This window comes from Methanosarcina sp. DH1, from assembly GCF_020804205.1.
Lineage (GTDB): Archaea > Halobacteriota > Methanosarcinia > Methanosarcinales > Methanosarcinaceae > Methanosarcina > Methanosarcina vacuolata.
In genome coordinates, this window is the sequence record NZ_WJBJ01000006.1 from 157,743 (window position 1) to 183,077 (window position 25,335).

Annotated in this window: 20 protein-coding genes, 1 tRNA gene and 2 pseudogenes; 13 read left to right on the forward strand and 10 right to left on the reverse strand. The window is 41.1% G+C overall.

The genetic code is table 11. The annotated features are described in order from the left end of the window. Positions 1-232: 232 nt before the first annotated feature. Complete coding sequence (gene ppdK / locus FXW07_RS04290) at positions 233-2,878, reverse strand: pyruvate, phosphate dikinase (RefSeq protein WP_229394165.1); 2,646 nt, start codon at positions 2,876-2,878, stop codon at positions 233-235. A gap of 328 nt (positions 2,879-3,206) precedes the next feature. On the opposite strand from ppdK, the gene FXW07_RS04295 reads away from it, so the two are divergent. The 5 genes from FXW07_RS04295 to FXW07_RS04315 all read left to right on the forward strand — a co-directional run bounded on the left by FXW07_RS04295 (position 3,207) and on the right by FXW07_RS04315 (position 6,991). Then, entirely contained in the window at positions 3,207-3,467 is a 261-nt protein-coding gene (locus tag FXW07_RS04295) for a Gar1/Naf1 family protein (protein WP_048153528.1), read from the forward strand. 191 nt (positions 3,468-3,658) lie between these two features. Then, on the forward strand, positions 3,659-4,672 hold the full coding sequence (locus FXW07_RS04300) for a transcription initiation factor IIB (RefSeq protein ID WP_011306400.1): 1,014 nt from the start codon (positions 3,659-3,661) through the stop codon (positions 4,670-4,672). Positions 4,673-4,988: 316 nt separating this feature from the next. Further along, positions 4,989-5,645: a LysE family transporter gene (locus FXW07_RS04305; protein ID WP_229394169.1), complete on the forward strand. Its 657-nt coding sequence runs from the start codon at positions 4,989-4,991 to the stop codon at positions 5,643-5,645. A gap of 63 nt (positions 5,646-5,708) precedes the next feature. Beyond that, positions 5,709-6,719 carry a class I SAM-dependent methyltransferase family protein gene (locus tag FXW07_RS04310; RefSeq protein ID WP_229394179.1) on the forward strand — a complete coding sequence of 337 codons (1,011 nt, stop codon included), beginning with the start codon at positions 5,709-5,711 and terminating at the stop codon, positions 6,717-6,719. Positions 6,720-6,919: 200 nt separating this feature from the next. Then, positions 6,920-6,991: transfer RNA gene (locus FXW07_RS04315), tRNA-Thr, on the forward strand. A 205-nt stretch (positions 6,992-7,196) separates the two neighbouring features. On the opposite strand, the gene FXW07_RS04320 is transcribed toward FXW07_RS04315, so the two are convergent. Continuing rightward, positions 7,197-7,724 (reverse strand): type IV pilin, encoded by a 528-nt coding sequence (locus FXW07_RS04320; RefSeq protein ID WP_229394181.1) that lies wholly within the window; start codon positions 7,722-7,724, stop codon positions 7,197-7,199. A gap of 300 nt (positions 7,725-8,024) precedes the next feature. Here FXW07_RS04320 and FXW07_RS04325 point away from each other — a divergent pair, with 300 nt between their 5' ends. From FXW07_RS04325 to fdhD, 4 genes are all read left to right on the forward strand, one after another. Then, positions 8,025-9,008: a type IV pilin N-terminal domain-containing protein gene (locus FXW07_RS04325; protein ID WP_229394183.1), complete on the forward strand. Its 984-nt coding sequence runs from the start codon at positions 8,025-8,027 to the stop codon at positions 9,006-9,008. Positions 9,009-9,031: 23 nt separating this feature from the next. Continuing rightward, a complete protein-coding gene (locus FXW07_RS04330; protein WP_229394185.1) occupies positions 9,032-10,108 on the forward strand; it encodes a hypothetical protein in 1,077 nt (358 codons plus the stop codon). Positions 10,109-10,180: 72 nt separating this feature from the next. Next, a complete protein-coding gene (locus tag FXW07_RS04335) occupies positions 10,181-11,623 on the forward strand; it encodes a hypothetical protein (RefSeq protein ID WP_229394187.1) in 1,443 nt (480 codons plus the stop codon). Positions 11,624-11,691: 68 nt separating this feature from the next. Then, the gene (gene fdhD / locus FXW07_RS04340) at positions 11,692-12,456 is read left to right on the forward strand and encodes a formate dehydrogenase accessory sulfurtransferase FdhD (RefSeq protein ID WP_229394213.1); all 765 of its coding nucleotides are present in this window, start codon (positions 11,692-11,694) and stop codon (positions 12,454-12,456) included. Between the two features lie 73 nt (positions 12,457-12,529). Here the strand turns inward: fdhD and FXW07_RS04345 are convergent, their stop codons facing one another. Then, complete coding sequence (locus FXW07_RS04345; protein ID WP_229394215.1) at positions 12,530-13,105, reverse strand: flavodoxin family protein; 576 nt, start codon at positions 13,103-13,105, stop codon at positions 12,530-12,532. Positions 13,106-13,440: 335 nt separating this feature from the next. On the opposite strand from FXW07_RS04345, the gene FXW07_RS04350 reads away from it, so the two are divergent. Both FXW07_RS04350 and FXW07_RS04355 read left to right on the forward strand, forming a co-directional pair. Further along, complete coding sequence (locus FXW07_RS04350) at positions 13,441-14,604, forward strand: chromosome segregation ATPase (protein ID WP_229394224.1); 1,164 nt, start codon at positions 13,441-13,443, stop codon at positions 14,602-14,604. Between the two features lie 17 nt (positions 14,605-14,621). Next, positions 14,622-14,888: a hypothetical protein gene (locus FXW07_RS04355; RefSeq protein WP_048117740.1), complete on the forward strand. Its 267-nt coding sequence runs from the start codon at positions 14,622-14,624 to the stop codon at positions 14,886-14,888. A gap of 303 nt (positions 14,889-15,191) precedes the next feature. Here FXW07_RS04355 and FXW07_RS04360 read toward each other — a convergent pair whose 3' ends face one another. From FXW07_RS04360 to FXW07_RS04375, 4 genes are all read right to left on the reverse strand, one after another. After that, positions 15,192-15,482: a putative quinol monooxygenase gene (locus FXW07_RS04360; protein ID WP_048117737.1), complete on the reverse strand. Its 291-nt coding sequence runs from the start codon at positions 15,480-15,482 to the stop codon at positions 15,192-15,194. 25 nt (positions 15,483-15,507) lie between these two features. Continuing rightward, positions 15,508-15,654 (reverse strand): hypothetical protein, encoded by a 147-nt coding sequence (locus FXW07_RS04365; RefSeq protein ID WP_229394226.1) that lies wholly within the window; start codon positions 15,652-15,654, stop codon positions 15,508-15,510. Positions 15,655-15,807: 153 nt separating this feature from the next. Then, positions 15,808-16,332, reverse strand: a complete 525-nt coding sequence (locus FXW07_RS04370) for a nitroreductase family protein (protein WP_229394229.1) — start codon at positions 16,330-16,332, stop codon at positions 15,808-15,810. Between the two features lie 176 nt (positions 16,333-16,508). Continuing rightward, entirely contained in the window at positions 16,509-17,066 is a 558-nt protein-coding gene (locus FXW07_RS04375) for a flavodoxin family protein (RefSeq protein WP_229394231.1), read from the reverse strand. 250 nt (positions 17,067-17,316) lie between these two features. Here FXW07_RS04375 and FXW07_RS04380 point away from each other — a divergent pair, with 250 nt between their 5' ends. Both FXW07_RS04380 and FXW07_RS04385 read left to right on the forward strand, forming a co-directional pair. Next, positions 17,317-17,685, forward strand: coding sequence for a helix-turn-helix domain-containing protein (locus FXW07_RS04380; RefSeq protein ID WP_229394233.1), 369 nt, complete (start codon positions 17,317-17,319; stop codon positions 17,683-17,685). A gap of 394 nt (positions 17,686-18,079) precedes the next feature. Next, positions 18,080-20,404: an ATP-dependent DNA helicase gene (locus FXW07_RS04385; RefSeq protein ID WP_229394235.1), complete on the forward strand. Its 2,325-nt coding sequence runs from the start codon at positions 18,080-18,082 to the stop codon at positions 20,402-20,404. Positions 20,405-20,688: 284 nt separating this feature from the next. Here the strand turns inward: FXW07_RS04385 and FXW07_RS19450 are convergent, their stop codons facing one another. The 3 genes and pseudogenes from FXW07_RS19450 to FXW07_RS19210 form a co-directional block, all read right to left on the reverse strand. Beyond that, on the reverse strand, positions 20,689-22,542 hold the full coding sequence (locus FXW07_RS19450; protein WP_346655624.1) for a PKD domain-containing protein: 1,854 nt from the start codon (positions 22,540-22,542) through the stop codon (positions 20,689-20,691). Positions 22,543-23,661: 1,119 nt separating this feature from the next. Beyond that, positions 23,662-24,919, reverse strand: a pseudogene (locus FXW07_RS04405) (PKD domain-containing protein); the annotation flags it as partial. 60 nt (positions 24,920-24,979) lie between these two features. Next, positions 24,980-25,192 (reverse strand): annotated as a pseudogene (locus tag FXW07_RS19210) (YncE family protein); the annotation flags it as partial. Positions 25,193-25,335: the final 143 nt, after the last annotated feature.

Here is a 25,335-nt window from a genome sequence, read left to right on the forward strand (position 1 = left end):
GATGAGGAATTTACATGAAGCTCGACGTAAAATGACAGCATTAACCCTCAAAAAAAGGTTACACAGTAATATTTTTTAATGAGATGCTTCTAAGAATAAGGATTGCCAGTAAAGAATTTTTCAGACATTATAGAAAACGCAGTTAAAATTTCCAAGAAAGGATTTACAAAAAAGAGTAATATAGACAGGATGAATCCTGCCTCTTTTTAAATTAACATTGAAGTAAAAACTTTTACTTTCTTGACTCAATTGTGCTCTGTGCAGCTACGAGTCTTGCAATCGGAACTCTGTAAGGAGAGCAGCTTACATAGTTAAGGCCTATTTCATGGGCGAAGTGAATAGATCTTGGCTCTCCGCCATGTTCTCCGCAGATACCCATTTTGAGATCGGGTTTGACTGAGCGGCCTTTTGATATACCGATTTTCATGATCTCGCCAACGCCTTCCTGGTCCAGGACTGCAAACGGATCGTGCTCAAGAATTCCTGCTTTCTGGTAGATAGGCACGAATTTGGACACATCATCACGGCTGAACCCGAAGGTTGTCTGAGTCAGGTCGTTTGTCCCGAAGGAGAAGAAATCGGCTTCCTGGGCAATCTGGTCTGCGACAATTGCGGCTCTGGGCAGTTCGATCATTGTTCCTACTTTGTAATCGATCTTTACGCCTTTCTCAGCCATGACGGTCTCTGCCATCTTGCAGACTTCTTCCCTGGTAATGGAAAGCTCTTTTACAAGGCCCACGAGCGGAATCATGATTTCAGGAACGATCTGCATACCCTCGTTTGTAAGTTCACAGGCTGCTTCCATGATTGCACGGACCTGCATATCATAGATTTCCGGATAGGTTATTCCGAGCCTGCATCCCCTGTGGCCAAGCATAGGGTTGAGTTCTTTGAGGGAAACAACACGCTTGATGACCTTCTTTACCTCATCGATCTTTCCGCAGTCTCCTGAAACTTCGAGCTCCCTGAGCTTTGTATCGAGCTCTTCCTTGTCAGGAAGGAACTCGTGGAGAGGTGGATCAAGCAGCCTGATAGTAACAGGTAGGCCTTCCATGCTGCGGAAGATTCCAAGGAAGTCTTCCTTCTGCATAGGAAGTAATTTTTTGAGGGCTTTCTTCCTGGACTTTTCGTCTTCGGCCATGATCATTTCCCTTACTGCAGGAATCCTATCTTCCCCGAAGAACATATGTTCAGTTCTGCAAAGTCCTATTCCTTCAGCCCCAAGTTCACGGGCAAGGCCTGCATCTGCCGGATTGTCTGCGTTTGTTCTCACTCCGAGAGTCCTGATATCATCAGCCCAGAGAAGAATCTTCTTCAGATCATCACTAATTTCAGCATCGATCAGCTCGACTTTCCCGATGATTACGCTGCCTGTACTTCCATCAATGGTAACATAGTCATGTTCCTTGATAGTGTGACCATTTACCATGAAGAGGCCGCTCTTTATATCAATAGAGATATCTCCACAACCTACAACACAGGGCTTACCCATGCCTCTTCCAACGACTGCGGCATGAGAGGTCATTCCACCGCGCACTGTAAGGACACCCTGGGCAGCTGCCATTCCTCCGATATCTTCAGGGGAAGTTTCGGTCCGGACGAGAATTGTCTTTTCTCCTTTCTCAGCCATTTCCTCGGCTGCTTCGGCAGTAAATACAACTTTTCCAACAGCAGCTCCGGGTGATGCAGGAAGTCCCTTTGCGATTACTTCCAGTTTTGCATTGGGGTCAATTCTGGGGTGAAGGAGCAGGTCAATGTGTTCGGCTTTAACCCTTGTGACTGCGGTTTCCTTATCAATCAGCCCTTCTGCTACCATGTCAGTTGCTAACTTTACGGCGGAGGCAGCTGTACGTTTCCCAGTCCTGGTCTGCAGCATGTAGAGTTTTCCTTCCTGGATAGTAAACTCTATGTCCTGCATGTCTTTGAAGTGGTCTTCGAGCTTCCCACAGATATCAACAAGCTGATTGTAGGCTTCAGGGATCTTATTCCCAAGAGTATCAATAAAGTCTGGAGTTCGGATGCCTGCAACAACATCTTCGCCCTGTGCGTTGATAAGGTACTCTCCGAAGAACTTCTTTTCTCCTGTAGACGGGTTTCTTGTAAAAGCAACTCCTGTGCCTGAGGTATTGCCTCTGTTCCCGTAAACCATGGTCTGTACATTGACCGCTGTGCCCCAGCTGTCATCGATTTCGTTAAGCTTTCTGTAAGTGATAGCCCTTGGATTGTTCCAGGAATCAAAAACAGCATCAATTGCCATCTGGAGCTGGACTTTCGGATCCTGGGGGAAATCAAATCCTTTTTCGAGTTTAATTACTCCCTTGAACCTTTCAGCCAGATCTTTCAGTGCTTTTGCATCGAGATCGGTGTCAGATTCGACTTTAAGTTCTTTTTTCTTGTCCTCAATAAGAGACTCGAACTTGTCGAAGTCAATTCCCAGAACTACATCTCCAAACATGGAGATAAATCTGCGGTAACAATCGTAAGCGAACCTTTCGTCATTGACCTTATTTGCGAGTCCGAGAACAGATTTGTCCGTGAGCCCAAGGTTAAGAACGGTATCCATCATCCCCGGCATGGACACCCTGGCACCGGACCTTACAGAAACAAGCAGTGGATCTTCTGGGTCCCCCAGCTTTTTGTTGTTTAAGGTCTCGAGCTTATCGATCGCTTCTTCAACCTGTTCGAGTACTTCGTCAGAATATTTTTTACCTTTCAGATAAAGTACACAAACTTCGGTTGTTATCGTAAAACCTGGTGGTACGGGAATTCCGAGGTTTGCCATTTCGGCCAGGCCTGCGCCCTTACCTCCAAGTAAGTCTCTCATGCTAGCTTTGCCATCAGTTACATCCTTTCCAAAAAAATATACGAACTTGGACAATGAGTCTCCTCCTTAGAATGAGATCATTAATCGGAGTTAGTTGACTATAATGACCATAATTATGGTCTGATTGCTGCCAACAATGTCCATTTAATATATAAGGTTGTGGTTTCCCTCTCCTAGTTCTTATATTCTACTATATTAAATTAGTTGAAACCAACATATAATATAGTTCTTGCGATATCTTTATATATAATGAACATAGACTACATATGCTTTTCAGTTTACAATATGTAGCCGTATTTATGGCTGACAGAAAAACATGCTCAAAGCCAGGAGATTTTTGCCCTGAGCTGGAGAAAATAGCTATTAAATATTCGTGGCTGATATGAAACGACTCGGTAAAGTGCTGCACAGAACAGGTGTTAAAAACCTGATAATTAGAGGGGATGAGGTAAAACCCGAGAATGTCTCAGATGGTTTTCCTAAATTGAATTCGGTCGTTGTAGATAAGGCCCTGAATCGGATTGGTACGATCGTAAGTGTTTTCGGACCTGTAGGTCATCCATATTTTTTAGTGAAGGGTTTTAAACGAACTCCGGATTCAGAATTTCGAGCTCTTATTAATGAAAGAGTCTATATTCGGTGAAAGCTCTTACATGAATATGCACTTGAATTCTATATTATGGTTAAACATTAACTAGATTATATATTTTTTGCTAGTTACAGCCGTGATTTTTCTTATCCTGCCTTTTAGATATCTACTGTAATTTCAGTGGTGCAGCCAAAAATACCGGAAATATACACATATGATTGTTTTAGTTTGTAAGGTGATATGATATGGTAGAAGTCGAAAGAGTTCGCTATTCGGACACTCTTGAAAGAGAAAAAATACGTGCCATGATCAAAGCTCGCAAAGAGAAGCAAAAGGAGCAAAGTTTTGAGAAGGAAAAGGCCGTGTGTCCAGAATGCGGCAGCAGAAACCTCGTCCACGACTATGAGCGAGCCGAACTCGTGTGTGGGGACTGCGGACTTGTCATTGATGCCGATTTTGTGGATGAAGGCCCAGAATGGCGAGCTTTCGATCATGATCAACGTATGAAGCGTTCCCGTGTGGGTGCGCCCATGACATACACAATCCACGACAAAGGGCTCTCCACAATGATTGACTGGAGGAACCGCGACTCCTATGGAAAGTCAATCTCTTCTAAAAATCGTGCTCAGCTCTATCGTTTAAGAAAATGGCAGCGTAGAATCCGTGTAAGTAACGCAACTGAAAGAAACCTTGCATTTGCACTATCTGAACTGGACAGAATGGCTTCTGCTCTCGGTCTTCCGAGAACTGTGCGGGAAACCGCAGCTGTCGTCTACAGAAAAGCTGTGGACAAGAACCTTATCCGTGGAAGAAGCATTGAAGGTGTTGCCGCAGCCGCTCTTTATGCTGCTTGCCGCCAGTGCAGCGTCCCAAGGACTCTTGATGAAATAGAAGAGGTGTCCAGGGTCAGCCGGAAAGAAATCGGAAGAACCTACCGCTTTATTTCCAGAGAACTCGCATTAAAGCTCATGCCCACATCTCCTATCGACTATGTCCCAAGGTTCTGTTCAGGTCTTAACCTTAAAGGGGAAGTCCAGTCCAAGAGCGTTGAGATCCTGAGGCAGGCTTCCGAAAAGGAACTCACAAGCGGGAGGGGCCCCACAGGAGTTGCTGCAGCTGCAATTTATATTGCGTCCATTCTCTGTGGGGAGCGGAGAACTCAGCGGGAAGTTGCGGATGTAGCCGGGGTTACAGAAGTTACTATCCGAAACAGATACAAAGAGCTTGCAGAAGAACTGGATATAGAGATTATTCTCTAAACCAAGCCTTTTCAAAAAAGGCTTGAGCGAAAACCCCAAGAAACGGCGTGATCACAACCCTTTTGAAAAAAGGCTTGACCGAAAAACCAAGCAATGACGTAACTGAAGTAACGGTTATGGCTTGATGATTTGAGATACTGAAATTATCTCTAAATTTCCTTATTTTTCTTTTGCCAGCAATTTTTCTCTTTTATTTAGAGAAACGACCTATTTTTTACTGGTTTTGTTTACTCAAGTCATTTATCCGGATCTTTCCGCTTGCGAAGGTTTATTTTCAAAAAGAAATCTTATTAAACGTTAAAATTTTTGATCCATAATGCTAACAATTGAAGTTTTTGAAGCTCTTCTTTTAGGTTTCTCTGTAGGCCTTACAGGCGCGCTCGTTCCAGGCCCGATGCTTTTTGCAACTATAGAGATTTCGCTGAAGAAAGGCTGGCTTGCAGGCCCACAGGTAGTATTCGGGCATATGCTCGTGGAGGCTGTGCTCTATGTGCTGATCCTCTTAGGGGCTGCTTCGTTCGTCGACAGTGGTATAATTTCCATAATTTTTCTTATAGGGGGGCTTTCACTTCTGGTATTTGGACTTTTTACCTTAAAGGAAGCACAAGCTACGGATTCTTCGGCTCTGATTTCTCAGGACTCCTCAGGCTTGAAGCTGGTTTCCAACCCTATCTTGATAGGCCTGGTTACTTCAGTTTCGAACCCGTACTTCTGGATCTGGTGGCTGACCGCTGGCGGTGCCCTCGTACTTAAGGAATATGAACTGAGAATTATAATTGCAATGGCTTATATGTTCGGGCACTGGGCTGCAGACCTGGGATGGTTTACTGCCATATCCGGCTCATTCGGACGTGGTAAAACTCTTTTTTCCCAAAAAATGCATAGACATATTCTCTATACCTGCGGGGTATTCCTGGTAGTTTTTGGGTTGTACTTCATGCTGAATTACAATCATTCGATTCATTTATCCTGAACACGGGCTATGGATAGCTTAATAACAAAAGGATAACCTTAGGCTTCCAAAAGGCGATTTTCCATGAAACGGCAGTGCATAAAAGTTCCTAAAAAGAAAGGAGAACCTGTAAGAAGAAGGCTCCTTGAGCTTGAAATTCTGGATAATTCCGTGAAAATAAGCGCAGATGAGGCATTTCTTTATCTTCCCCTGACCAGAGAACCTGCTTCTGACGAGCTGGAAAGTTTTTCTAACGAAATTGAGCTTCTTGAGTTCGATTTCAAGCCCCAGGAAAAGAAACCTGTTCCAGAAGACCTTCTTGGTTTCAGCCCTGCTTATGAAGTTATAGGAGATATCGCCCTGCTGGAAGACCCTGAACTTGACAAAGAGAAAGCCTCAAGAATTGCCGACGCCCTCCTTCAGACTCATTCGAATATAAAAACGGTGCTCAAGCCTCTTACGCCTGTTATTGGGGAATTTCGGGTAAGGGAATTTGAGGTCGTTGCAGGCGAGCCGAGGACCGAAACTATTCACAGGGAATACGGCTGCCGCTACAAAGTCGACCTTTCACGGGCTTATTTTACTCCCCGACTTTCGACAGAGCGCTCAAGAATTCTTTTCCAGGTTAAGGAAGGAGACACCATTGTTGATATGTTTGCAGGCGTCGGCCCTTATAGCATCCTGATCGCAAAGAGCAAAAAGCCTTCAAAAGTCCTGGCAATCGACAAAAATCCGGACGCTGTGCGTTATCTCAGGGAAAATATAATTCTTAACTCCGCGAAAAACATCGAAGCAATCGAAGGCGATGCGCGGGAAGAAGCAAAAAAGTTTGCAGGCACTGCCGACCATGCGATTATGAATTTGCCTCATAGTGCTTTTGAGTTTCTTGACTCTGCAGTTCTCCTGACAAAGCCCGGCGGAATTATCCATTATTACGGAATTACTCCTGAAGACGACCTATTCGAAAGCTCTATAAAACTCATAAAGGAAGCTGCGGAAAAAGCAGGTAGGAAAATAGAGGTTCTGGAAAAAAGAGTAGTCAGATCGTATGCCCCTCACCAGTATAATATCTGTATAGAAGCCAGGATTGTTTAAAGGATGATAGGATTATTTTAAGGGATGACAGAATTATTAAAGTAAGCTAAAACCTTAAAAAGGTGTCCGCGTTATTTAAATAATATCAGGCAAGATTATTCAGATGTTGCAAAGCATTGCAAAAGCAAATAGCTCCGCCCGAGCGAAATAATTAAATTCTTGATCTATATATTAGGTCTGCTTATTCTTTCTATGCATCTGCCGTCGTGGCTTAGCGGTATAGCGGCTGATTCGTAATCAGCAGGTCGAGGGTTCAAGTCCCCCCGGCGGCTCTTTGTTTTTTGGGTACAAAATACTCTGCTGCATTCGTGGCAGATATATTTTCGAACTTTTTTATCCTTAATTTGAAAGTTACTGTTTCCCATGATATATCGTTTTCTAGAAATACCACAGAATTTGAAAGAAATGATTCAATATAAAAACAAATTGAATAAAGAAAAAGAGAAAAGCACCATTTTGAGGTGCTTAAGTTTGTGTTTAGAACCGTACTTCCTTGTCGCAGATAAGTTGATTTGTCTGAACATCGATGACTTTGATGTTGACAGTATCACCAGAAACTATTGCATGATCTGTTCCACCTGTGCTATCTTGAAGTGCCGTTGTATCGTCAGAAGCTTTTATCAATTTGAGTATCTTTACATCACCAACGTTCATATTTCCAAGACCATCGTCGTCAGTAGTAATATCATCGGTTCCAAGACCATCAGCATTAATCTCAACAGATCCACCACCATTAACAGATGCTGTGACTTTTGTTACTGCATCATCTTCAAAATGAATTGGATCTCCACCAAGGTGCTCAATTTTTATAGATGCTACACTACTACTAACGCCAGCTCCTTTAATATCGAGGCTCGCCTGCGGTGCAGATTCTGTAGTTCCCTTACTGAATACAGAAGATCCGATTGCGGCGGCGAGGATGACGGTTATTGCAACCATCAAAATGACACCGATAACCGGGGAAACTGCTTTATCGTCTTTTCTAAACAATTTCTTGAAATCCATATGTTTCTCCCTCCTGGTTAAACGTATTCGGACAGGAAAGCCCGCCAGATACCTTTAACACCTGAAATATAGAGTTAACAATACTAATTTATTTCAACTTTATGCCATTTTACTTTTTATAAATATTTAAACTTTTGCTGAATGTAATAAAGAGTTATTTGGATCCACCCACCCAATTAGTTCAGCAAGATATCTATTAGCAGTTCTAGTTTAATAAATTTTCTTAAACAGTCAAATTAATAAACTAGTAGAAACAGTTTAGAAAGTTGATAATCAGATTTTTAGAAGGTGGTTTCTATCGTGGAGGGTAAAAAGCGTTGGGCATTTTGCCAGGACTGTCGGGGTGTTTCAGAAGTATATGGGCAATTGCTGATGATAGGTATAGTCGTTATAGCTTTTTCTACGATAGCCGTAACCGTATTTTCCGATGAAAATACTGTGAAGCCGGAGCACATTCCGCATACTGACCTGCAAGAAAATTTCAATAGAAGTGCTAAAACTATACAGATCGTCCACAGTGGAGGAGAAGCCATCGATGAGTCAGACATCAAAATAATGGTTAGTGTCGACGGGGAGAATAAAGGTGAGTTTGACAGCGATGACTTCAATGTTAAAAATCCGGATGGAACTTATTCCAGTGACGGTGTTTTCACTCTTGGGGATTGCATAGAAATTGATACTTCGAGCATGGACCTTAAGGCAGGGGATGATATAGACATATTCTTTGTCGATACACCGTCCGAACAGGTGATCCAGAAAGCGGTATTACAGAGATATTCTGGGGAAATACCGACGTGGATTACTCCGCACCCTTATGGTAGTGTTTATAGTAATTCCACAGATGGTGGAGGATGGCAGCCCACCGAGCTGGTTGATGCCATCAATGATAGTATTTATACAAAAACCCCAGTTTTAAAAGACCAATATGTGTATCAAGAGTTCCAATTTGGGATAGATGCGGATGAAATGGGGATTTCCAATCCATTAAACCTGGTTCAATTAAAAATAATATATAGCTCACACGATTGTAGCCCTGATGGGTTCCCACTGTCTGTATATAATGGTTCTGACTGGGTGCAGATAAATTACATTATGAAAGAGAATTATGATTTTACACAATGCGAAGCCGATGGTTTGACTGTCTTTGATATAAGTTCCGCGCCGTATTATGTCAATACTACTGAGAAACTTGAAAAATTGGTAGTCAGGTTTTCAGCCACGGGAAATGCAGCCAGTGATAAGTACTATTGCGTTGACTTCGTAGGGATTCATGTAGAATTTTAATATAAAAATCCAAAGACCAAGGCATGGGAGCTGAAAAAATACAAAAAGATATTCCAGATAAAAATGAGTCCGAAAAAAAGTTTTTTTCCCTTTCGGAATCTGCAACAGCAACTACTATTGGGGCAGTACTATTGCTGGGAATCATATTTTCGGTATTAACCCTTGTATACGTGGAACATGTCCCTGAATGGAAAAGCGATGCCGAATATTCTCATATGGGTGATGTATGTGAGGATATGGCAGAAGTTAAGTCAAAAATAGATATGATGTCAATCATCCTGGCTTCAAACCCCAATTCCCCCAATATTAATTCTTTTAACCCGAGTTCCTCAGTTCCTCAGTTAATCATGACTGTACCTATCCGTATGGGAGGTGGGGATCTCCCCATTATAGGTCCCATAAAATCAAGCGGAAGTCTTGCTGTAAACAAAGAAAACTGTACAATGAGCGTAATAGTAGTAAAGAGTCCTGAAGGTTCTACTAATTATTCTCAATTAATCAACTGTGGCACTATTACTTACAATTCTCAAAACAGATATTATGTGGATCAGAAATTCAGTTACCAAAACGGAGCTTTAATTCTTGACCAGAATCAAATTTCTGACCAGGAAGAGCAATCAGTAATGATGCTCTATCCTTCAATTCGTTTTTCGAAGGCACTAGATACCGAATATGATGTTGCGAAATACAATGTCTCTATAAACGCTGTGAGGGTATTCCAGAAACCCTATGTTCCTGCAGAAGTTATTTCCTCAAATAGAGGATGTTCTCTTCGCCTTATAGGAATCAACTATAGACCTCTGTACGACAGCAGTACAGCTGGAGAAAACTTAACGAGACTGGAACTAACCATTTATACAAAGTATCCCGACGCCTGGAAACAATATTTCCTGAAAGCAATCAAAGACGCAAACATAAACCCCAGCAACGACTGTAAAATTGAACAGGGGGAACAGGATCTTCACACCTCCAGTGGCGAAGAAAAAATGCCTTTCGTGCGTTTGACCTTCCCAAAAGAAAAAACAAGTACAAAGGGTTTGAAAGGACTGTATATCAGTGAAACCGTTGTCAAGGCTGAACCTGGAATTGGCTTGAATTGAAACAGATTAAAAGAAAAGTGATGAAAAGTCAAAAAACAGAACATCAAAAGTCACAAATAAAGGATATAGAAAATGCTCCCGGATGCCTCCTCTGCAGGAAAAAAGACCGAAAAAGAGAAAACAGGACTATTTTCCCGTTTTTTAAAGTCTGAGTCCGCTGCTGCAACAGTTATTATCGCAATATTATTATTGGGACTCGTATTCACGATGATCTCTATAATCAAGCTTGAATACGTCCCAGAGTGGAAAAATGACGCAGAACAGAATCAGGCCTATGAAATATGGGACAGCATGGCAGGGTTAAAAGTAAGGATCGACATACTATCCAGGCTGATGGAATCAAGCAATTATTCTACAAATAGTCTTTCAGCAACCATACCTTTTAATACGGGGGGAGGGGAGATTCCAGTTTTCGAACCTTCAAAATCGAACGGAAAACTTGAGCTAAACACTGAAAGGTGTAAATTGACCATAACGCCGTATAATTCTACTAATCAAACAGGAACTTCCTATTTTCGTGAATGCGGTGGAATAAGCTGTTTTTCGGGTAACAGGCAGTATCCAGACCAGGTCTTCAGGTATGAAAACGGAGCCCTGATCCTTGCAGATAGTAAAAGTTCCACAATGAAACAGTTTCCTGTATTAGCTATCGAAGAAAACGAAACAAAGAACGGCAATTGCACAGTTTCTATCCGTGCAGTCCGGATTTTAGGCGAACCCAATTCCATTTCGTCAAATACCATTATTCCCCTCCGAGTAACAGGATGGGAAGCTATGCCCATATACGATAGCATGAATGACAACGTAAGTATCAACGCTTTTAATCTGACAATTGCCACAAAAAACCCGGAAGCCTGGTATGTGTATTTCAATGAAACTGCACAAGAGAAAGGGCTTGAATACGAGAAAGATTATACTGTTAAATTAGATTCCAACTCCGTACGCTTCTATTTCCTGCCTAATGGCAGTAAAACTCTGGAAAGGCTCTATGTAAGTGAATCGATAATAAGTGCGGAAATCATACCACTTAGATATAGAAATGTAATGAAACTAAATCAATGGTATTCTTTTGATACCGCATCTGATCCTACAATAGAACTGTACCGTCTAAGCGACTGTGGCTCACCAGTTAACCTTTCGGTACAAAATATCACAGACCAGGTTTTGAGTGGATACACTGAAAGTAGCTACGTCACACATGACCTGAAAAATAACCCTTTCGACTCGACATTCGGATTTGATAGTTTTACAGAATTTGAATCCCAGCCAAATTCAGCTAAAATTTTAATAATTTATCGGCTTCCCGATATAAATAATCCTTCATATATGTCTTTTGCAGGCAACTCACTAAATCCAGCATTAACTGAAGGCAATGGAAATAAATGGTATTTATATACAAGGACCATACCAGCAACATCAATAAATGACCCTTCAGATCTAGATTTTTATTTGAGAATTGACGCGGAAACCGGAAAAAAAGTAGACATAGACTACCTCGCAGTCTACCTGAGCTAACGGAAAAGAAAAAGGCATATGGGTACATATCTTCGCCATACACTGAAATAGCGAGAAACTCGATCCATATGCCCGAAAAATACACCACTTCTTATCCTGCGAAAAGAATCCATTCCGACGGCAGAGCCGAAGATGTTAAAGTGCTGCTCGCAAAGGAATGCCCTGTTAAACTATTTCTCAACGGAAAACTCTTTACAACACTTTTTGCCTCCCCGCTCGAACTCAAAGAGCTTGCGGTAGGCCACCTGATCACAGAAGGTGTTATCAGTTTCAGGGAAATTGAAAACGTAGAAGTGGACGGTAGGGCTGTTCACATCCTTACCCGAAAGGAAAAACAGGAAATCAGTACCGAAGACGCTGAAAAAATCGGAAAAGCAAGAAAAACCGAAAAAGAAGAAGAGACCAGCAAAGAAATCTTTGTAGATTTGGACTCAGTTTTTGAGCCGCAAGCCATCTTTGCAGGCACAGAATTCCTGGAATCCGATACATACAAACTTACCCGGGGAACCCATCTGGCAGCCCTTATAGACCGAAGCGGCAAACTTGCTGTACAAATCGTAGACGTCGGCCGGCATAACGCTGTAGATAAAGCCGTAGGAGCTGCCTTTCTTAAAGGCCTTGACCTCTCACAACATTACATGCTCTCGACAGGCCGGCAGCCCGCTTATATGGTCACAAAAGCAGCTCGGGCAGGGATCCCTCTTATCGCCACCAAATCCATGCCCTTTGACTCAGGTGTTGAAGCTGCAAAAAAAGCAAATGTATGCCTCATAGGCCAGCTCAGAAAAGAATCAATGCTCGTGTTTGCCGGCGAATGGCGGGTAAAACTCTAATCATTGTCTAAAAACTGCTGCCTGCAAGCCTTTTCAAAAAAAGACTTGTAGGACCAGGATAACTGGCTATAATTTACACATTTAGCTTCTTCAAAAGCCATGCCATGTTCTGGCCCAAAGTCTGCATGGTTTGAATGCCTTCTTCATCTTTTTCAACATCCCCTTCGGCAAGTCCTATTCCCATATTCCAGTAACTTGATCCCGGGATTATCATCTGGGAAATTGTGAAGAAATGGTTGATTGAGTCAAAAACGTGAATCGAGCCTGCTCTTCTCACTGCAACAACTGCTGCTCCTACTTTATATCTGAACATTTCGTTGTTGGCTTTAGCAACAAAACCTGCCCTATCAATCAGAGCTTTAAGTTCGGGAGTAAGGTCCGCAAAATATGTAGGCGAGGCCAGAATTATACCGTCGGCTTCGAACATCTTTTCAATACATTCGTTGACCATATCTTTGTCAATTACGCATTTTCTGTCTGCATTTTCATAACATTTCCCGCAGGCTATGCAGCCGTGGATACTCTTTCCCCCGATCTGCACAATTTCAGTTTCTATTCCTTCCTTTTCAAGTTCTGCAAGGACATGCTTTATAAGAGCAGACGTATTTCCTTCCTTTCTCGGGCTTCCGTTAAAAGCGACAACTTTCATTTCTTTATGCCTCCAGTAAACTGTATCTACTTTCTACTCTCTACTTTCTACTTTTTACCCTCTACTTTTTACTCTCTACTTTCTATTCATTATCTCTATTCTCATCTCTCTTTTTCTAATTGATTCCCTTTCGGGCTTTTCCCTATCTTCCATGCAGCAATAAATCTGCAACATAAAAAATATTTTTTAGTGAATATTCGCTAGAATTGCCTCTGTTTATCAGGATACATCGGTTTCATCGTCAGAGATTCATGACCAATAAACTCTTTGAAAACAATGTTTATATTTACCTTAGTCCATAAACAGTATAATAAATTTTTAATGGGGGTGGTTAGATGAAAACATCAAAAAATATTCAATTTCTGGTTTATCTTACAATTATGTTAATATTACTTAGCATAATTCCGGAAGTTTCTTTCGCTGCCAAAGATTCTTCTAACGACGGAAAAGGTAATCAAGATAAATATATGCGCGAAGATGCCCGCAATTCATCTAATAATGAAACTGGTGACACAGGCGGCACTGGTAATTTTACGGCGGACAAAGAAAGGCTTCAGAACAATTTCAGTATAAAAGATAGGAACAGGACCTCAGAACAAAAACAAGAAAAAAATCAATTAAGAGAAGAGCTCCAGGTTAATAAGCAAGAATACAAAGAAGCAAAAGGAGAGTTTCTCAAAATCAGGAATCTTGTTCGTGCAGGAAAACTGGACCCTAATTCCAAAGAGACTCTGAATGCCACGAAACTCTACCTTAACTCCAGTATTAACTATATGATAGCTCACCTTTCAAACGTAAAGAGCAATGTGGCTTACTCAAATGGAAATGGAACCGACGAAAAAGCTATCGCTGTCGCTGAAAAGATAAAATTGCTCGAAGCTGAGAAGGCTGAAATTGCAAATGCATCAAGCCAGGAAGAGCTTCTTGTTGTGATCAGGTCTGTTAGTGGAGTATGGAATAATGCCGAGAAAACCAGCATTGAGAGTGCAGGTCAGACTGTCAGTGAGAGAATTGGAGAGTTTATTGAAAAATCTGAAAATCTGTCTAAACAACTTAGAACAGAAGTAGATGACCTGAATGAAACAGGTGTTAACACAACCGACCTTGATACTAAACTCGCCAGTTACAATTTCTATATAAATTCCGCGAAAGAGAATAAAGAAGCTGCAGATGCCATCTATAGTGGTGAGAATGTCACCAGGAAAGATATGGAGAAGGCAAACGGTTATCTTCGTCAATCTCTCAGTGATATCAATGCGGCAAACAATGTAATTAGACAAATTCTCAACGAGCTTAAAGAATACGAGACTGAAAATAGTAAAGAAACTGGAGTCGAAGACAACCAGAAAACTGCACTTAATAATACCGAAAATATGACTGGCACAAATAATTCGAGTATTATTACCGACAGCCCTGAAAGCGGAAAGAATGTTTCCTATGGAAATGGAAAAAGTCATAGTTCAGGGAATGGCGCTGGAACCTTTACTAAAAAATCATAGAACTTGGGAGGCAGAAGATGGTTAAATATGTTCACCTGCTCGTACTGTCAGCTTTAATTGCCTGTCTTGCAGGATCCGGTTGTGTCGGGGACAGTACATCTGAAGTAAAAGAATCAAAAGCAAATCCAGAAGTTGCTGAGGTGCAGAATGGCGAGCCAGCTGAAGATCTTGAGATAGGGCCTACACAGGCTGAAATCCAGAAGCTTGATTCTGAGATAAAAGACCTTGAGGACTTGCTTACGAACGCAAGCCTTGAAGAAGAGATAGTAATTGAAGAGCTATGAAATGAAAAGGGGAGAAGTGAAAATTCTGCTTTAAAGTAGCAAACGTATCCTTTATTGATTTATATTATTAATCTACTATTTTTTGGGGGTAAAATCACTTTCAAGATATATCTCCCAGGGTTTGCTCAAAAAGGAGTTACTGGCATGGAATATAAGACCAAATTATTGATCTTGGTTTTCTCTGCCATAAAAATTTCTCCCTTTCAATTTTAGTCACTATTGAACCAGGTTTAATACTTATTTTCCAAAACGTGTCCAAGAACAGAGTTTCAAGAATTAAATCGGTAAAAACATACCTGGATATTACAACGTTTTTCTGTAGACATTAACCTCAGTTTCTTTTTCAAGGTATTCTGAAAGCAGTGGAAATATTTCTTTAAAATGACTGGAATTTAAATGTTGATCAAGGCTTTTTTCATCTTTCCACTCCTCTAAGAAAGTCAGGACTCCTGAACTCTCCAGTTCCTGATACAGGCCATAATCTATGCAGCCTTCATCTTTTAATGACGCTTCGACAAGGCTTTTGCACAAACCCAGAAATTCCTGAACCTTTTCAGGCTTGACATAATTTTTTGCAACCACTCGTATTGTCAATAAATCACCAGCTTCTTAGCAACAATTATTTTTCCTGAATTTTCAACTTCTCATACTTTCCGTACTTCCCATACATTTCGTACTTTCCGTACTTCCCATACTTTTCGTACTTTCCTGAGTATCTCTGTTGGGGGCCTTGTTTAGGAAAGTATCTTGTATTTTCCGCATCCAATAGATCCGGAAACGCAATTTATTTTTCAAAAAGGTATTAACAGGCAAATTTAGCTTCTTTAAAAGTCTTTTCAAAGATTCAAACCTTTGAATAGCTTTATCTTGCTATTATTCATTTAATAAAGTCTAATTTTATTCTGCTTTCCTCGCAGCTTCATTCTCTTCTCTGACCGTACTTATTGCGGTAGATTTTTGTTTTATCAAACCTGTCCTGAGAGACTGGTTTCTGGCCAGGATAACCTACAGGCACAAGAGCCAGAGGGATGACGTTTTCAGGCAGGTCAAAATTTTTCCGGAAACCTTCAATCCGATCCTTCATCGGATAGATTCCAGTCCAGACTGCTCCAAGCCCTGCGTCGTGAGCTGCAAGCAGGAGGTTCTGGGTAGCTGCCGAGCAGTCCTGAACCCAGTATCCTGGAGCCTTTTCAAGCGTTATATCCCCACAGACAAGAATTGCAAGAGGAGCTTCCCTGCACATACCTGCAAAGGGGCTGAAAGTGGGAATTTCATCAAGGAGCTTCCGGTCATCAATAACAATAAAGATCCAGGGCTGGGCATTGACTGCAGACGGAGCACTCATTGCGGCCCTTAGCAGTTCGGTAACAAGTTCCCTCGGAACGGGCCTGTCAGTGTATTTTCGAATGCTTTGACGAGTGTGGATTGCTTCAAGAGTTTCCATATGAGACCCCTCCTATTCATTCCTGAAAGATCTGGGCGAGAAAATCTCACTCCAGAGTTCTCCCCCCATTTTATTTTTCTTCCCACTTTATCTTACTTTTCTTCCCGCTTAATTTTATTTCTTATTTCTTATTTCTTATTTCTTTATTTCTCGTTTTTGTTTTCTGTTGTACCTTTTTACTTGAACAGGTTAAGACCTGCGTTTTTCGCGTTTTCCATAAGCTCGATATTATCCTTAACCTCTCCCGGAGCGTGATAGCCAACTCCTACGAGGACATCCTTTACTTCTGCCTGCATGACGCCAGAAACTTGTCCTTTGAACTCCTCGTAGACGCCTTTAAAAGCTGCCGGGTCAGGAGCACCCTGAGTTCCTACAATCACGGCTTTTTTCCCGGCAGGGAGACGGGGAGAGAAGTCTGCATTTATAAGGGAGTAGCAGCGGTCAAGGAAAAGCCTCATCTGGCCTGTAAACTGCCCAAAGTAAATTGGAGATCCAAAAACGACTCCATCTGCTGATGCAAGCTCCTCAAATACTTCCGTAAGGTCATCTTCAAGTTTGCACTTGTCATGGCCCTTACAATAGTCGCAGCCCTGGCAGCCTTTGTAGTTCATCTCATTGAGAATAAATGTCCGGGTTTCGGCACCTGCTTCTGCTGCGCCTGCCAGGACCTGCTGGACAAGAATATTCGTATTTCCGTTCTTTCGGGGGCTTCCTACAATACCTATAACTTTCATTCTATTCACGCCTTTTAATTTTTTAAACTAAGCTTAACTTAGATATGACCTGAAATTAGGTCTAACCCGAATTAGGTCTAATCTGAGTTTCATTTTCTTTGAATTTATACTGGATTAATTTTTCAATTGATGCCAGATTTTTCTTTCTTTAAGAAAATGTATTTATTGATATCTGATTTGCAATAACTATACTTATATACTATACATGCAATCCGGATACTAACTAACAAAATGGATACTATGTGAGTATATGGTAAGTCAAATCCGGAATAACAAACATTGCCAGTGTCCTGTGGAAGCAACTCTGGAGGTAATTGGAGGCAAATGGAAGCCTATTATCCTCTGGCAGTTGAGGACAGAAAAACTGCGTTTTTCAGGGCTCCAGCAAAGTATGCAGGGTATTTCACCCAAGATGCTTACGAAACAGCTCAGGGAACTCGAAGAAGACGGGCTTATTCTCAGGGAAATTTATCCTGAAATCCCACCTAGAGTTGAGTATTCACTGACCGAATTCGGAAAGACTGTGCTTCCGGTCCTAGACGCTCTCTGCAAATGGGGAATTGAGTATCTTGGAAGAGAGTGCTTACTGGATGATCAATCGCTTTGTGATAGATCGTGACATAGAGAATAAGTTCAGATAAAGGTCTACAAACAACGCTCACGCAACAAATAAAAGTAAATCCTCTTCCTGCATCTTAATGTTAGTATTGAATTTTAAATGTTAGTATTGAATTCTGCTTTTATCCGGAAAATCTAAAGCATCAGGAAGACCTTAAAGTATTAGGGGAAATCTAAAGTATTAGGGGAAATCTAAAGCATTAGGGAAGACCTGAAGCATTAGGAAGACCTAAAACATTAGAATAGACTGACACTGAGCAAATTTAAAATCGGAAATAATATTTCTTTAATAATATTTTCAGAAACATTGGAACTTTTGAAAGTTAATTTATTAATCATCGGCAGATCAGAAAGTCACTGAATCATTGTAAATCGGGAAATCCCAGGTTAAACGTATGACGCAAAAGAACGGATATATGCGGTATTTTACGAAACAGAGTTGCTACCCTAACCAGGCAGAAGCCATGGAGAAAATCCACTCGTCTCTCCTGAGCGAAAAAATCGTACTCTTTGAAGGGGCATGCGGGACAGGCAAGACTTTAAGTGCACTTGCCCCTGCATTGAGTGTGGGGAAAAAACTCAATAAAGTCGTTATTATAGTCACCAACGTCCATCAGCAGATGGTTCAATTTATAAATGAGGCAAGAGAGATTTCCCGGGGCAACGAAATAAAAACAATCGTTTTCAAGGGCAAGACTTCAATGTGCCCTGAAAATCTTGATTACGAAGAATGCAGGCTCAAAGGGGAAAATACCTATGACCTCCTTGACCTTGAAAGGGAAGTTTCTTCAAAAGAAAAAGAGCTAAAGGATGCCTATGAAAAATACAAAAGGACAAAAGACCCTGCTCTTTATTCCCTGAGAACTGAGCTTGAAAAAGAACTTGAAGAAACTAAGAAAAAAACTCGGGCTTTAAGGAGCAATTCCTGCCCGGAGCTTTATGAAGTACTGAAATTTGAAGGTAGCGAATTTTCCAACTGGCTTTTTTCCGATGTAAGAAGCCCGGAAGAGATCCTTGAGTATGCCGAAGACCGGGATATGTGTGGGTATGAACTGCTGAAAAAAGAACTCAAAAACGCCGAACTTTTAATTTGCAATTTTCATCACGTTCTCAGTGCTGAAATTTTCATGATGCTGCTTAAATGGCTTGAACGCGACCCTGAAGATATTATCCTGATTTTTGACGAGGCGCATAATATTGAGGCATCTGCTCGTTCCCATTCTTCAACAATGCTCTCGGAATTGACTATTGAAAAAGCCCTTTCGGAAGTAGGCGAGACTCCCGAATCTGATAATTCTTTTATGTTAGGTAAAGAAACTGGTTCGGGGGGCGGCATTCCCCTTGACCAGGACTACGCAGCTCGACTATATGCGAAAAAGCTGTTTACCTGCCTCCTTGCCGCTCTCAGGGACACATATGATGCGAAATTGAAGTTCGGGGAAAGGAACAGGCTTGGAAAGCACTGGCAGGACATTCAGATCAGCGACCCTTATGAACGCTTTGACATCCTGAAAGCTCGCTTTTTACGGGAAGCAGTAAAGGAAGGTTTTGCGGATGAAGAAAAGGTCCTTACCCGTCTGCGGGAGATTGGCGAGTTTGGAGGAAGGCTGGAAGAGGTCTATGCGGAAAATTACAAAAAAGGGCTCCTTACAGTTCCAAAACGTTCCCAGATCAGGTATGTTGCAGACTTTTTATCCTCTTACCTCGTGCTTTCGGACAGGCAAAACTATTATCCAATTCTGAACGTGCGCAGGGATTTCAAAAGCGATAGAATTGCCAGCAGGATTGAGCTTTTCACATGCATCCCTAAAAATGTGACTCAGCCTCTGTTTGATTCCATTTATGCGGCAGTACTCATGTCGGCTACACTCCGGCCCTTCGAAATGATAAAATCCACACTTGGAATCTCAAGAGAAGTGGAAGAAATTTCCTATGGCACGACATTTCCCAGGGAAAGGAGGCTTACCCTTGCGGTTTCCATCCCTCCGCTTTTTGCAAAGAACCGTGACAGCCCGGAAACGCTTGAAAACATTAAAGAAGCTCTGCTTGCAGCTACTGTTGCATCGCCAGGGAACGTGATTATTTACTTCCAGAGCTATGCTGAAGCACTCCGCTATACCAAACTCCTTGAGCCTGAACTTTCTATTCCTATTTTCCTTGACGAAACAGGGGTTTCAGCCCAGGAAATCCGAAAGGAGTTTTTCAAAATAGGAGAGCAGGGAGGAAAAGCCTTACTTATAACCTATCTCTGGGGAACATTGAGTGAAGGTGTTGATTTCAGAGATTCCAGGGGCAGGACCGTGATTATAGTGGGAATCGGATATCCGGCCCTAAACGACAGAATTAAGGCTGTAGAGTCTGCTTATGATGCGGTTTTCGGCTGTGGGGAAGGCTGGGAGTTTGCAGTCCAGGTGCCTACAATCAGGAAAGTTAGACAGGCAATGGGAAGAGTGGTACGTTCTCCAGACGACTATGGAGTAAGGATTCTCCTTGATTCCCGCTACCAGGGCTCCCAGGTACGTAAACTCGGCAAATTTTCGGTTTTTGATTATTTCCCACCTGAAGAAAAAAGAGAGTTTATTGACATTGCGCCCAGGGATGTGGGAAGTAGTGTGGAAGAATTTTTTGCACACGTCACGCCAAATAATCTCACAAAAAATGAGTCGGAATCCCAGACTTCAAATCGTGTGGACTTTGGAAGCCTTGCTGAAAAGCTTTGAGATCCGATGAGTTATTAATAAAAGTTAAACTGTTAGAGGTAACTGTTTGAACTATTAAATGTTTGAACTATTAACTGTTTGAACTATTAACTGTTTGAACTGTTTAATATGTCAAACCTATTTGGAACCCAACCATACCATATAATAAAAAAGAGTTGCCTGTAGTTTATATTTAAACTTCAGGCACTAAATTACTTAGTGAACAGGTTTTGTCCAACCTGTTTTCATGAAACTTTTACTTACGATATTTTTTCTTATGTCACTTTTTCTTATGTTACTTTTTCTTATGTTACTTTTATATAATTGACTCTGGTCTTCGTACCAGTACCGGCTGCGTTACTTGCCTTAAGTGTTACTGAATAGTTTCCTGCTTTTGAATAAGTGTGCCTTGGTTTTTGTAATGTTGAATAGTTTCCATCTCCAAAATTCCAGTTCCAGGCAGTAGGGGTGTTTGTACTTGCGTCGGTAAATGTGACAGTAAGAGGAGCTGTTCCTGAAGTTCGTGATCCCCAGAAACTTACAACAGGTATTGTTGCATTTGTTGTACTGTTTGCTGTCACTTTTATGTAACTGGATTTCGTTGTCGTATTACTGCCTGCAGAGTTACTTACTGTAAGCGTTACACCGTAACTTCCTGCTGTCAAATATGTATGTACAGGGTTCTGGACTGTTGAACTGGTTCCGTCTCCAAAATTCCAGTTCCATGCTGTTGGCGAACCTGTACTGCTGTCAGTAAAGGTTACACTCAGAGGTGTACTTCCAGAAGTTGGAGATGCCGAAAACGCAGCAATCGGGGCCTGCGAAGACGTTCCTGTTACTATTATATAATTCCATTTTGATAATGTGGAATTTCCTGCAGCATTGGTCGCTGTCAGCTTTACTATGTAATTTCCTGCTGTCGAATACGTATGCTTCGGGTTCTGTACTGTTGAAAAGGTCCCATCTCCGAAACTCCAGTTCCAGGCAGTAGGAGAGCCTGAAGTACTATCCTTAAAAGTCACGCTCAGCGGCGCATTCCCTGTTCTCGGAGACCCCCAGAAACTTACAACCGGCTTTGACGCTGTTGTTCCTACCGTTATATAGCCAGTTTTTGTTACAGTATTATTGCCTGCAGAGTTGCTTACTGTAAGTGCCACCGTATAGTTCCCTTGAGTAGAATAAGTGTGTGCCGGGTTCTGTTCGGTTGAAGTGGCTCCGTCCCCGAAACTCCACTTCCATGAAGTGGGCGAACCTGTACTGCTGTCAGTAAATATTACACTCAAAGGCGCGTTTCCTGATGTAGGGGATGCCGAAAACGTAGCAATTGGCTTTAACGTATTGGATTTAGAAGTTACTAGAGGAAGGTTGTCAGAATAGATGCTGCCTGTTATATTCTTATATGCAGAATCGGAAATTCCGTCTCCATCGCTATCTACTGCAGTATTGGAAAATCCTGTACCATCAGGTTTTCCCCAGAAATTGCCTCCTATGTAAGGGCCGCCCACAATATTAGTGCCTGCGGTTTTTTTGGTATTATAGGTATTTCCGATCCCATTTCTAATAGTCATATTAGTGTCATTGAAGTAATTGTTGTAAATCTGATTAGTGTCGCTTCTGGGACATACATAAAGCCCATAAACACTATTGTCTTGAATGGTATTGCCTGAGAGTGTGTTGCCGTCGGAGTTGCCAATATGAATACCGCGGCCATTATTAAGGGCCGTATTTCCTGAAATGGTATTGTCTGTAGCAGTCCCAAGTACAATTCCATATTGTAGATTATTTGTAGCCGTGTTCTTTGACAGYTTRTCCCCTTTRGAACGCAGGAGATAGATTCCATAACAATTGCTCAAAAGTTTGTTATTCTCGATTACGCAGTTACTGCAYGAAGAWAGACAGATTCCTGAATAGCCGGATCGAGTTGCTCCTATAGCCTTAAGTCCAGATATCTTTATGTTGTCTCCCTGAAGGAGGAACACATTAGCCCCTGAACTTTTGGCTTTAATTACTGTGTTATCAGGGTTTCCTGATTCTGACCGGATGGTAAGATCATTTTTAGTTACTATGATATTTTCAATATAAGTTCCGGGCTTTACAGTAATTATATCGCCAGAAGACGAATTATTCACAGCTTTTTGAATAGAACTTCCTGGCTGCACTATAATCTCAGCCGCAGCTCCAAGACCAGATAAAAATAATAAAATTAAAAAAGTTATTAACAAAGTGTTTAATGTTTTTATTCCAATTCCTCCGTCCGTTAAAACAGTTTTGAACGAGATTTTTAGGATAACTTCATAGATATTTAGTAGAAGTGCTCATTTGAATACATGATTGTAGCGTATACTCTTATTCAAAGAACTGATCTACTGGGGGCAAAATTTTTTAGATAAAATTACTTTAGCTTGAAGAAAATGAATATAAATAAATATAAATATTCTCATTATATATTATTTTTTATATGAATTACTAAGGATAAAAAATTTATTAGCCTTAATTTACATTTAAGATCCTATTTCAGCCTGTATAGTACAATTAAATATTTAATTTTAGTTTAATTCATGCACTTTTTTCCTGGAAATTGCAGATCAATTTCCAGGATGGATAGTAAGTTAATCTCAAAAACAAGCATTAATTTCAAGGTATCATCTGGAATTGGAAGTAGGAAAAAATAAAAGAGAAGAAACTGGATATAAAAATTAATATAAAGAGATAAAATGTTTAGTAACTGTTTTCGGTATAATACCCGATAAAATAAAAAAGCAATCAATAGTCAGTGACTAATGGAAGCTAATTCTGAGAGATTTGGGCTCTTCGCCATCCCCTATGGATCATATGATTTAGCATGAGAATAATGCCATATGCAAGCATTTTCATTGTTTACGCGTGTTATTCAAAGAATATCATGTGCGTTTTCAATCATGTGTGTTTTCAATCAAGACCGCATTTGTTTTTATGAAGATATTATGGGGTAGCCACACAAAATAATGAAGAGCCGAAATCTTTAGTAATCCTATAAAAGATGGCTATTGATGTGTTTTATTCAGGTTGAATAGTTCAGGACTTACGCACCTGTGAAACAAAATCAATTACATCAAAGCCTGTGGATTACACTCACGTTTTATACAGTTAATGGTCTGATGCTGTTGATTTTTGTTTCAACTGCGTAAGTCCTCTATATTCCTTTTTTATTCGTTTTTCGAAGTGGCTAACTTTTCAGAGCTGGATGAACCTGCTATTAAACCAGTAAAATTGAGTTTTATAGCACTTTTAGCCCTTTGTCACCTTGACACTTTTACATAATTCCATTTTGATTTTGTACTACTTCCTGCTGCATTTGTTGCTGTAAGTTTAACAGTATAAGTTCCTGCAGCTGAATATGTGTGTGTTGGACTCTGTTCTGTTGAAGAGGTACCATCACCAAAATCCCATTTCCAGGAAGTTGGGGAGCCCGTACTGGTCTCAGTAAATGTTACCTTTAGTGGAGCWTYTCCTGAGAGTGGCCAGCCCCAGAARTCTGCAACAGGAGCTTGTGAAGCACCAGACACTTTTACATAATTCCATTTTGTTTTTGTACTACTTCCTGCTGCATTTGTTGCTGTAAGTTTAACAGTATAAGTTCCTGCAGCTGAATATGTGTGTGTTGGACTCTGTTCTGTTGAAGAGGTACCATCACCAAAATCCCATTTCCAGGAAGTTGGGGAGCCCGTACTGGTCTCAGTAAATGTTACCTTTAGTGGAGCATTTCCTGAGAGTGGCCAGCCCCAGAAGTCTGCAACAGGAGCTTGTGAAGTAGCTGTTACTGTGATATATTTTGATTTTGTTTTTGTATTACTTCCTGCTGCATTTGTTGCTGTAAGTTTAACAGTATAAGTTCCTGCAGATGAATATGTGTGTGTTGGACTCTTTTCTGTTGAAGATTTACCATCTCCAAAATCCCATTTCCATTTAGTTGGGGAACCTGTACTTTTGTCAGTAAATGTTACCTTTAGTGGAGCTTTTCCTGAGAGTGGCAACCCCACGAAATCTGCAACAGGAGCTTTCGAAGTAGCTTTTACTATGATATATTTTGATTTTGTTGCGGTGTTACTGCCTGCAGAYATTTGTTACTGTAAGTTTAACAGTATATTTTCCAGCTTTAGAATACTCATGAGTTGGACTTCTGGTTGTTGACGACKTTCCGTCTCCAAAATCCCATTTCCATTTAGTTGGGGAGCCGGTACTTTTGTCAGTAAATTTAACGCTTAAAGGTGCGTTTCCTACTTTTGGAGATGCATAAAATACAGCAGTCGGTTTTACTATCACTATGATATATTTTGATTTTGTTGCGGTGTTACTGCCTGCAGCATTTGTTACTGTAAGTTTAACAGTATATTTTCCAGCTTTAGAATACTCATGAGTTGGACTTCTGGTTGTTGACGACTTTCCGTCTCCAAAATCCCATTTCCATTTAGTTGGGGAGCCGGTACTTTTGTCAGTAAATTTAACGCTTAAAGGCGCTTTTCCTAATTTTGGAGATGCATAAAATACAGCAACTGGAGTCTTTGGGTTTTGTGCTTCGACAGAACCTATAAACTGCCCGAATGCAACGGGATCTTTTTTGACCCTCACTGTAGCTGTAACCCTGTTTGTGGCTGTGTTAATTACGGAGACAGCTCCGCTTGTTTCTTTTGCCACATATGCCTTAGCCCCATCCGGACTGAAAGCAATCCCTAAGGGGGAACTTCCTACATGCACTGTGGCTGTAACCTTGTTTGTGGCCGTATTGATCACAGAAAAAGTACCATCTCCATAGTTTGTCACATATACCTTTGTTCCAGCCGGGTTTACCGCAACTCCCCATGGGTACTTTCCTACTTTTACTCTTGCTGTAACCTTATTTTTTTATTTGTCAATTACAGAAACATCGTAATCATTCGTCACATATACACTTGTTCAAGACGGATTAACTGCAA

Coding starts and splice junctions, on each gene's coding strand:
- FXW07_RS04310 (WP_229394179.1), top strand. CDS start 5,709: ATGAAACGGCAGTGCATAAAAGTTCCTAAAAAGAAAGGAGAACCTGTA.
- FXW07_RS04350 (WP_229394224.1), top strand. CDS start 13,441: ATGAAAACATCAAAAAATATTCAATTTCTGGTTTATCTTACAATTATG.
- FXW07_RS04320 (WP_229394181.1), bottom strand. CDS start 7,724: ATGGATTTCAAGAAATTGTTTAGAAAAGACGATAAAGCAGTTTCCCCG.
- FXW07_RS04385 (WP_229394235.1), top strand. CDS start 18,080: ATGACGCAAAAGAACGGATATATGCGGTATTTTACGAAACAGAGTTGC.
- fdhD (WP_229394213.1), top strand. CDS start 11,692: ATGCCCGAAAAATACACCACTTCTTATCCTGCGAAAAGAATCCATTCC.
- FXW07_RS04380 (WP_229394233.1), top strand. CDS start 17,317: ATGGTAAGTCAAATCCGGAATAACAAACATTGCCAGTGTCCTGTGGAA.
- FXW07_RS04370 (WP_229394229.1), bottom strand. CDS start 16,332: ATGGAAACTCTTGAAGCAATCCACACTCGTCAAAGCATTCGAAAATAC.
- FXW07_RS04305 (WP_229394169.1), top strand. CDS start 4,989: ATGCTAACAATTGAAGTTTTTGAAGCTCTTCTTTTAGGTTTCTCTGTA.
- FXW07_RS04300 (WP_011306400.1), top strand. CDS start 3,659: ATGGTAGAAGTCGAAAGAGTTCGCTATTCGGACACTCTTGAAAGAGAA.
- FXW07_RS04335 (WP_229394187.1), top strand. CDS start 10,181: ATGCTCCCGGATGCCTCCTCTGCAGGAAAAAAGACCGAAAAAGAGAAA.
- FXW07_RS04355 (WP_048117740.1), top strand. CDS start 14,622: ATGGTTAAATATGTTCACCTGCTCGTACTGTCAGCTTTAATTGCCTGT.
- FXW07_RS04295 (WP_048153528.1), top strand. CDS start 3,207: ATGAAACGACTCGGTAAAGTGCTGCACAGAACAGGTGTTAAAAACCTG.
- FXW07_RS04375 (WP_229394231.1), bottom strand. CDS start 17,066: ATGAAAGTTATAGGTATTGTAGGAAGCCCCCGAAAGAACGGAAATACG.
- FXW07_RS04345 (WP_229394215.1), bottom strand. CDS start 13,105: ATGAAAGTTGTCGCTTTTAACGGAAGCCCGAGAAAGGAAGGAAATACG.
- FXW07_RS04330 (WP_229394185.1), top strand. CDS start 9,032: ATGGGAGCTGAAAAAATACAAAAAGATATTCCAGATAAAAATGAGTCC.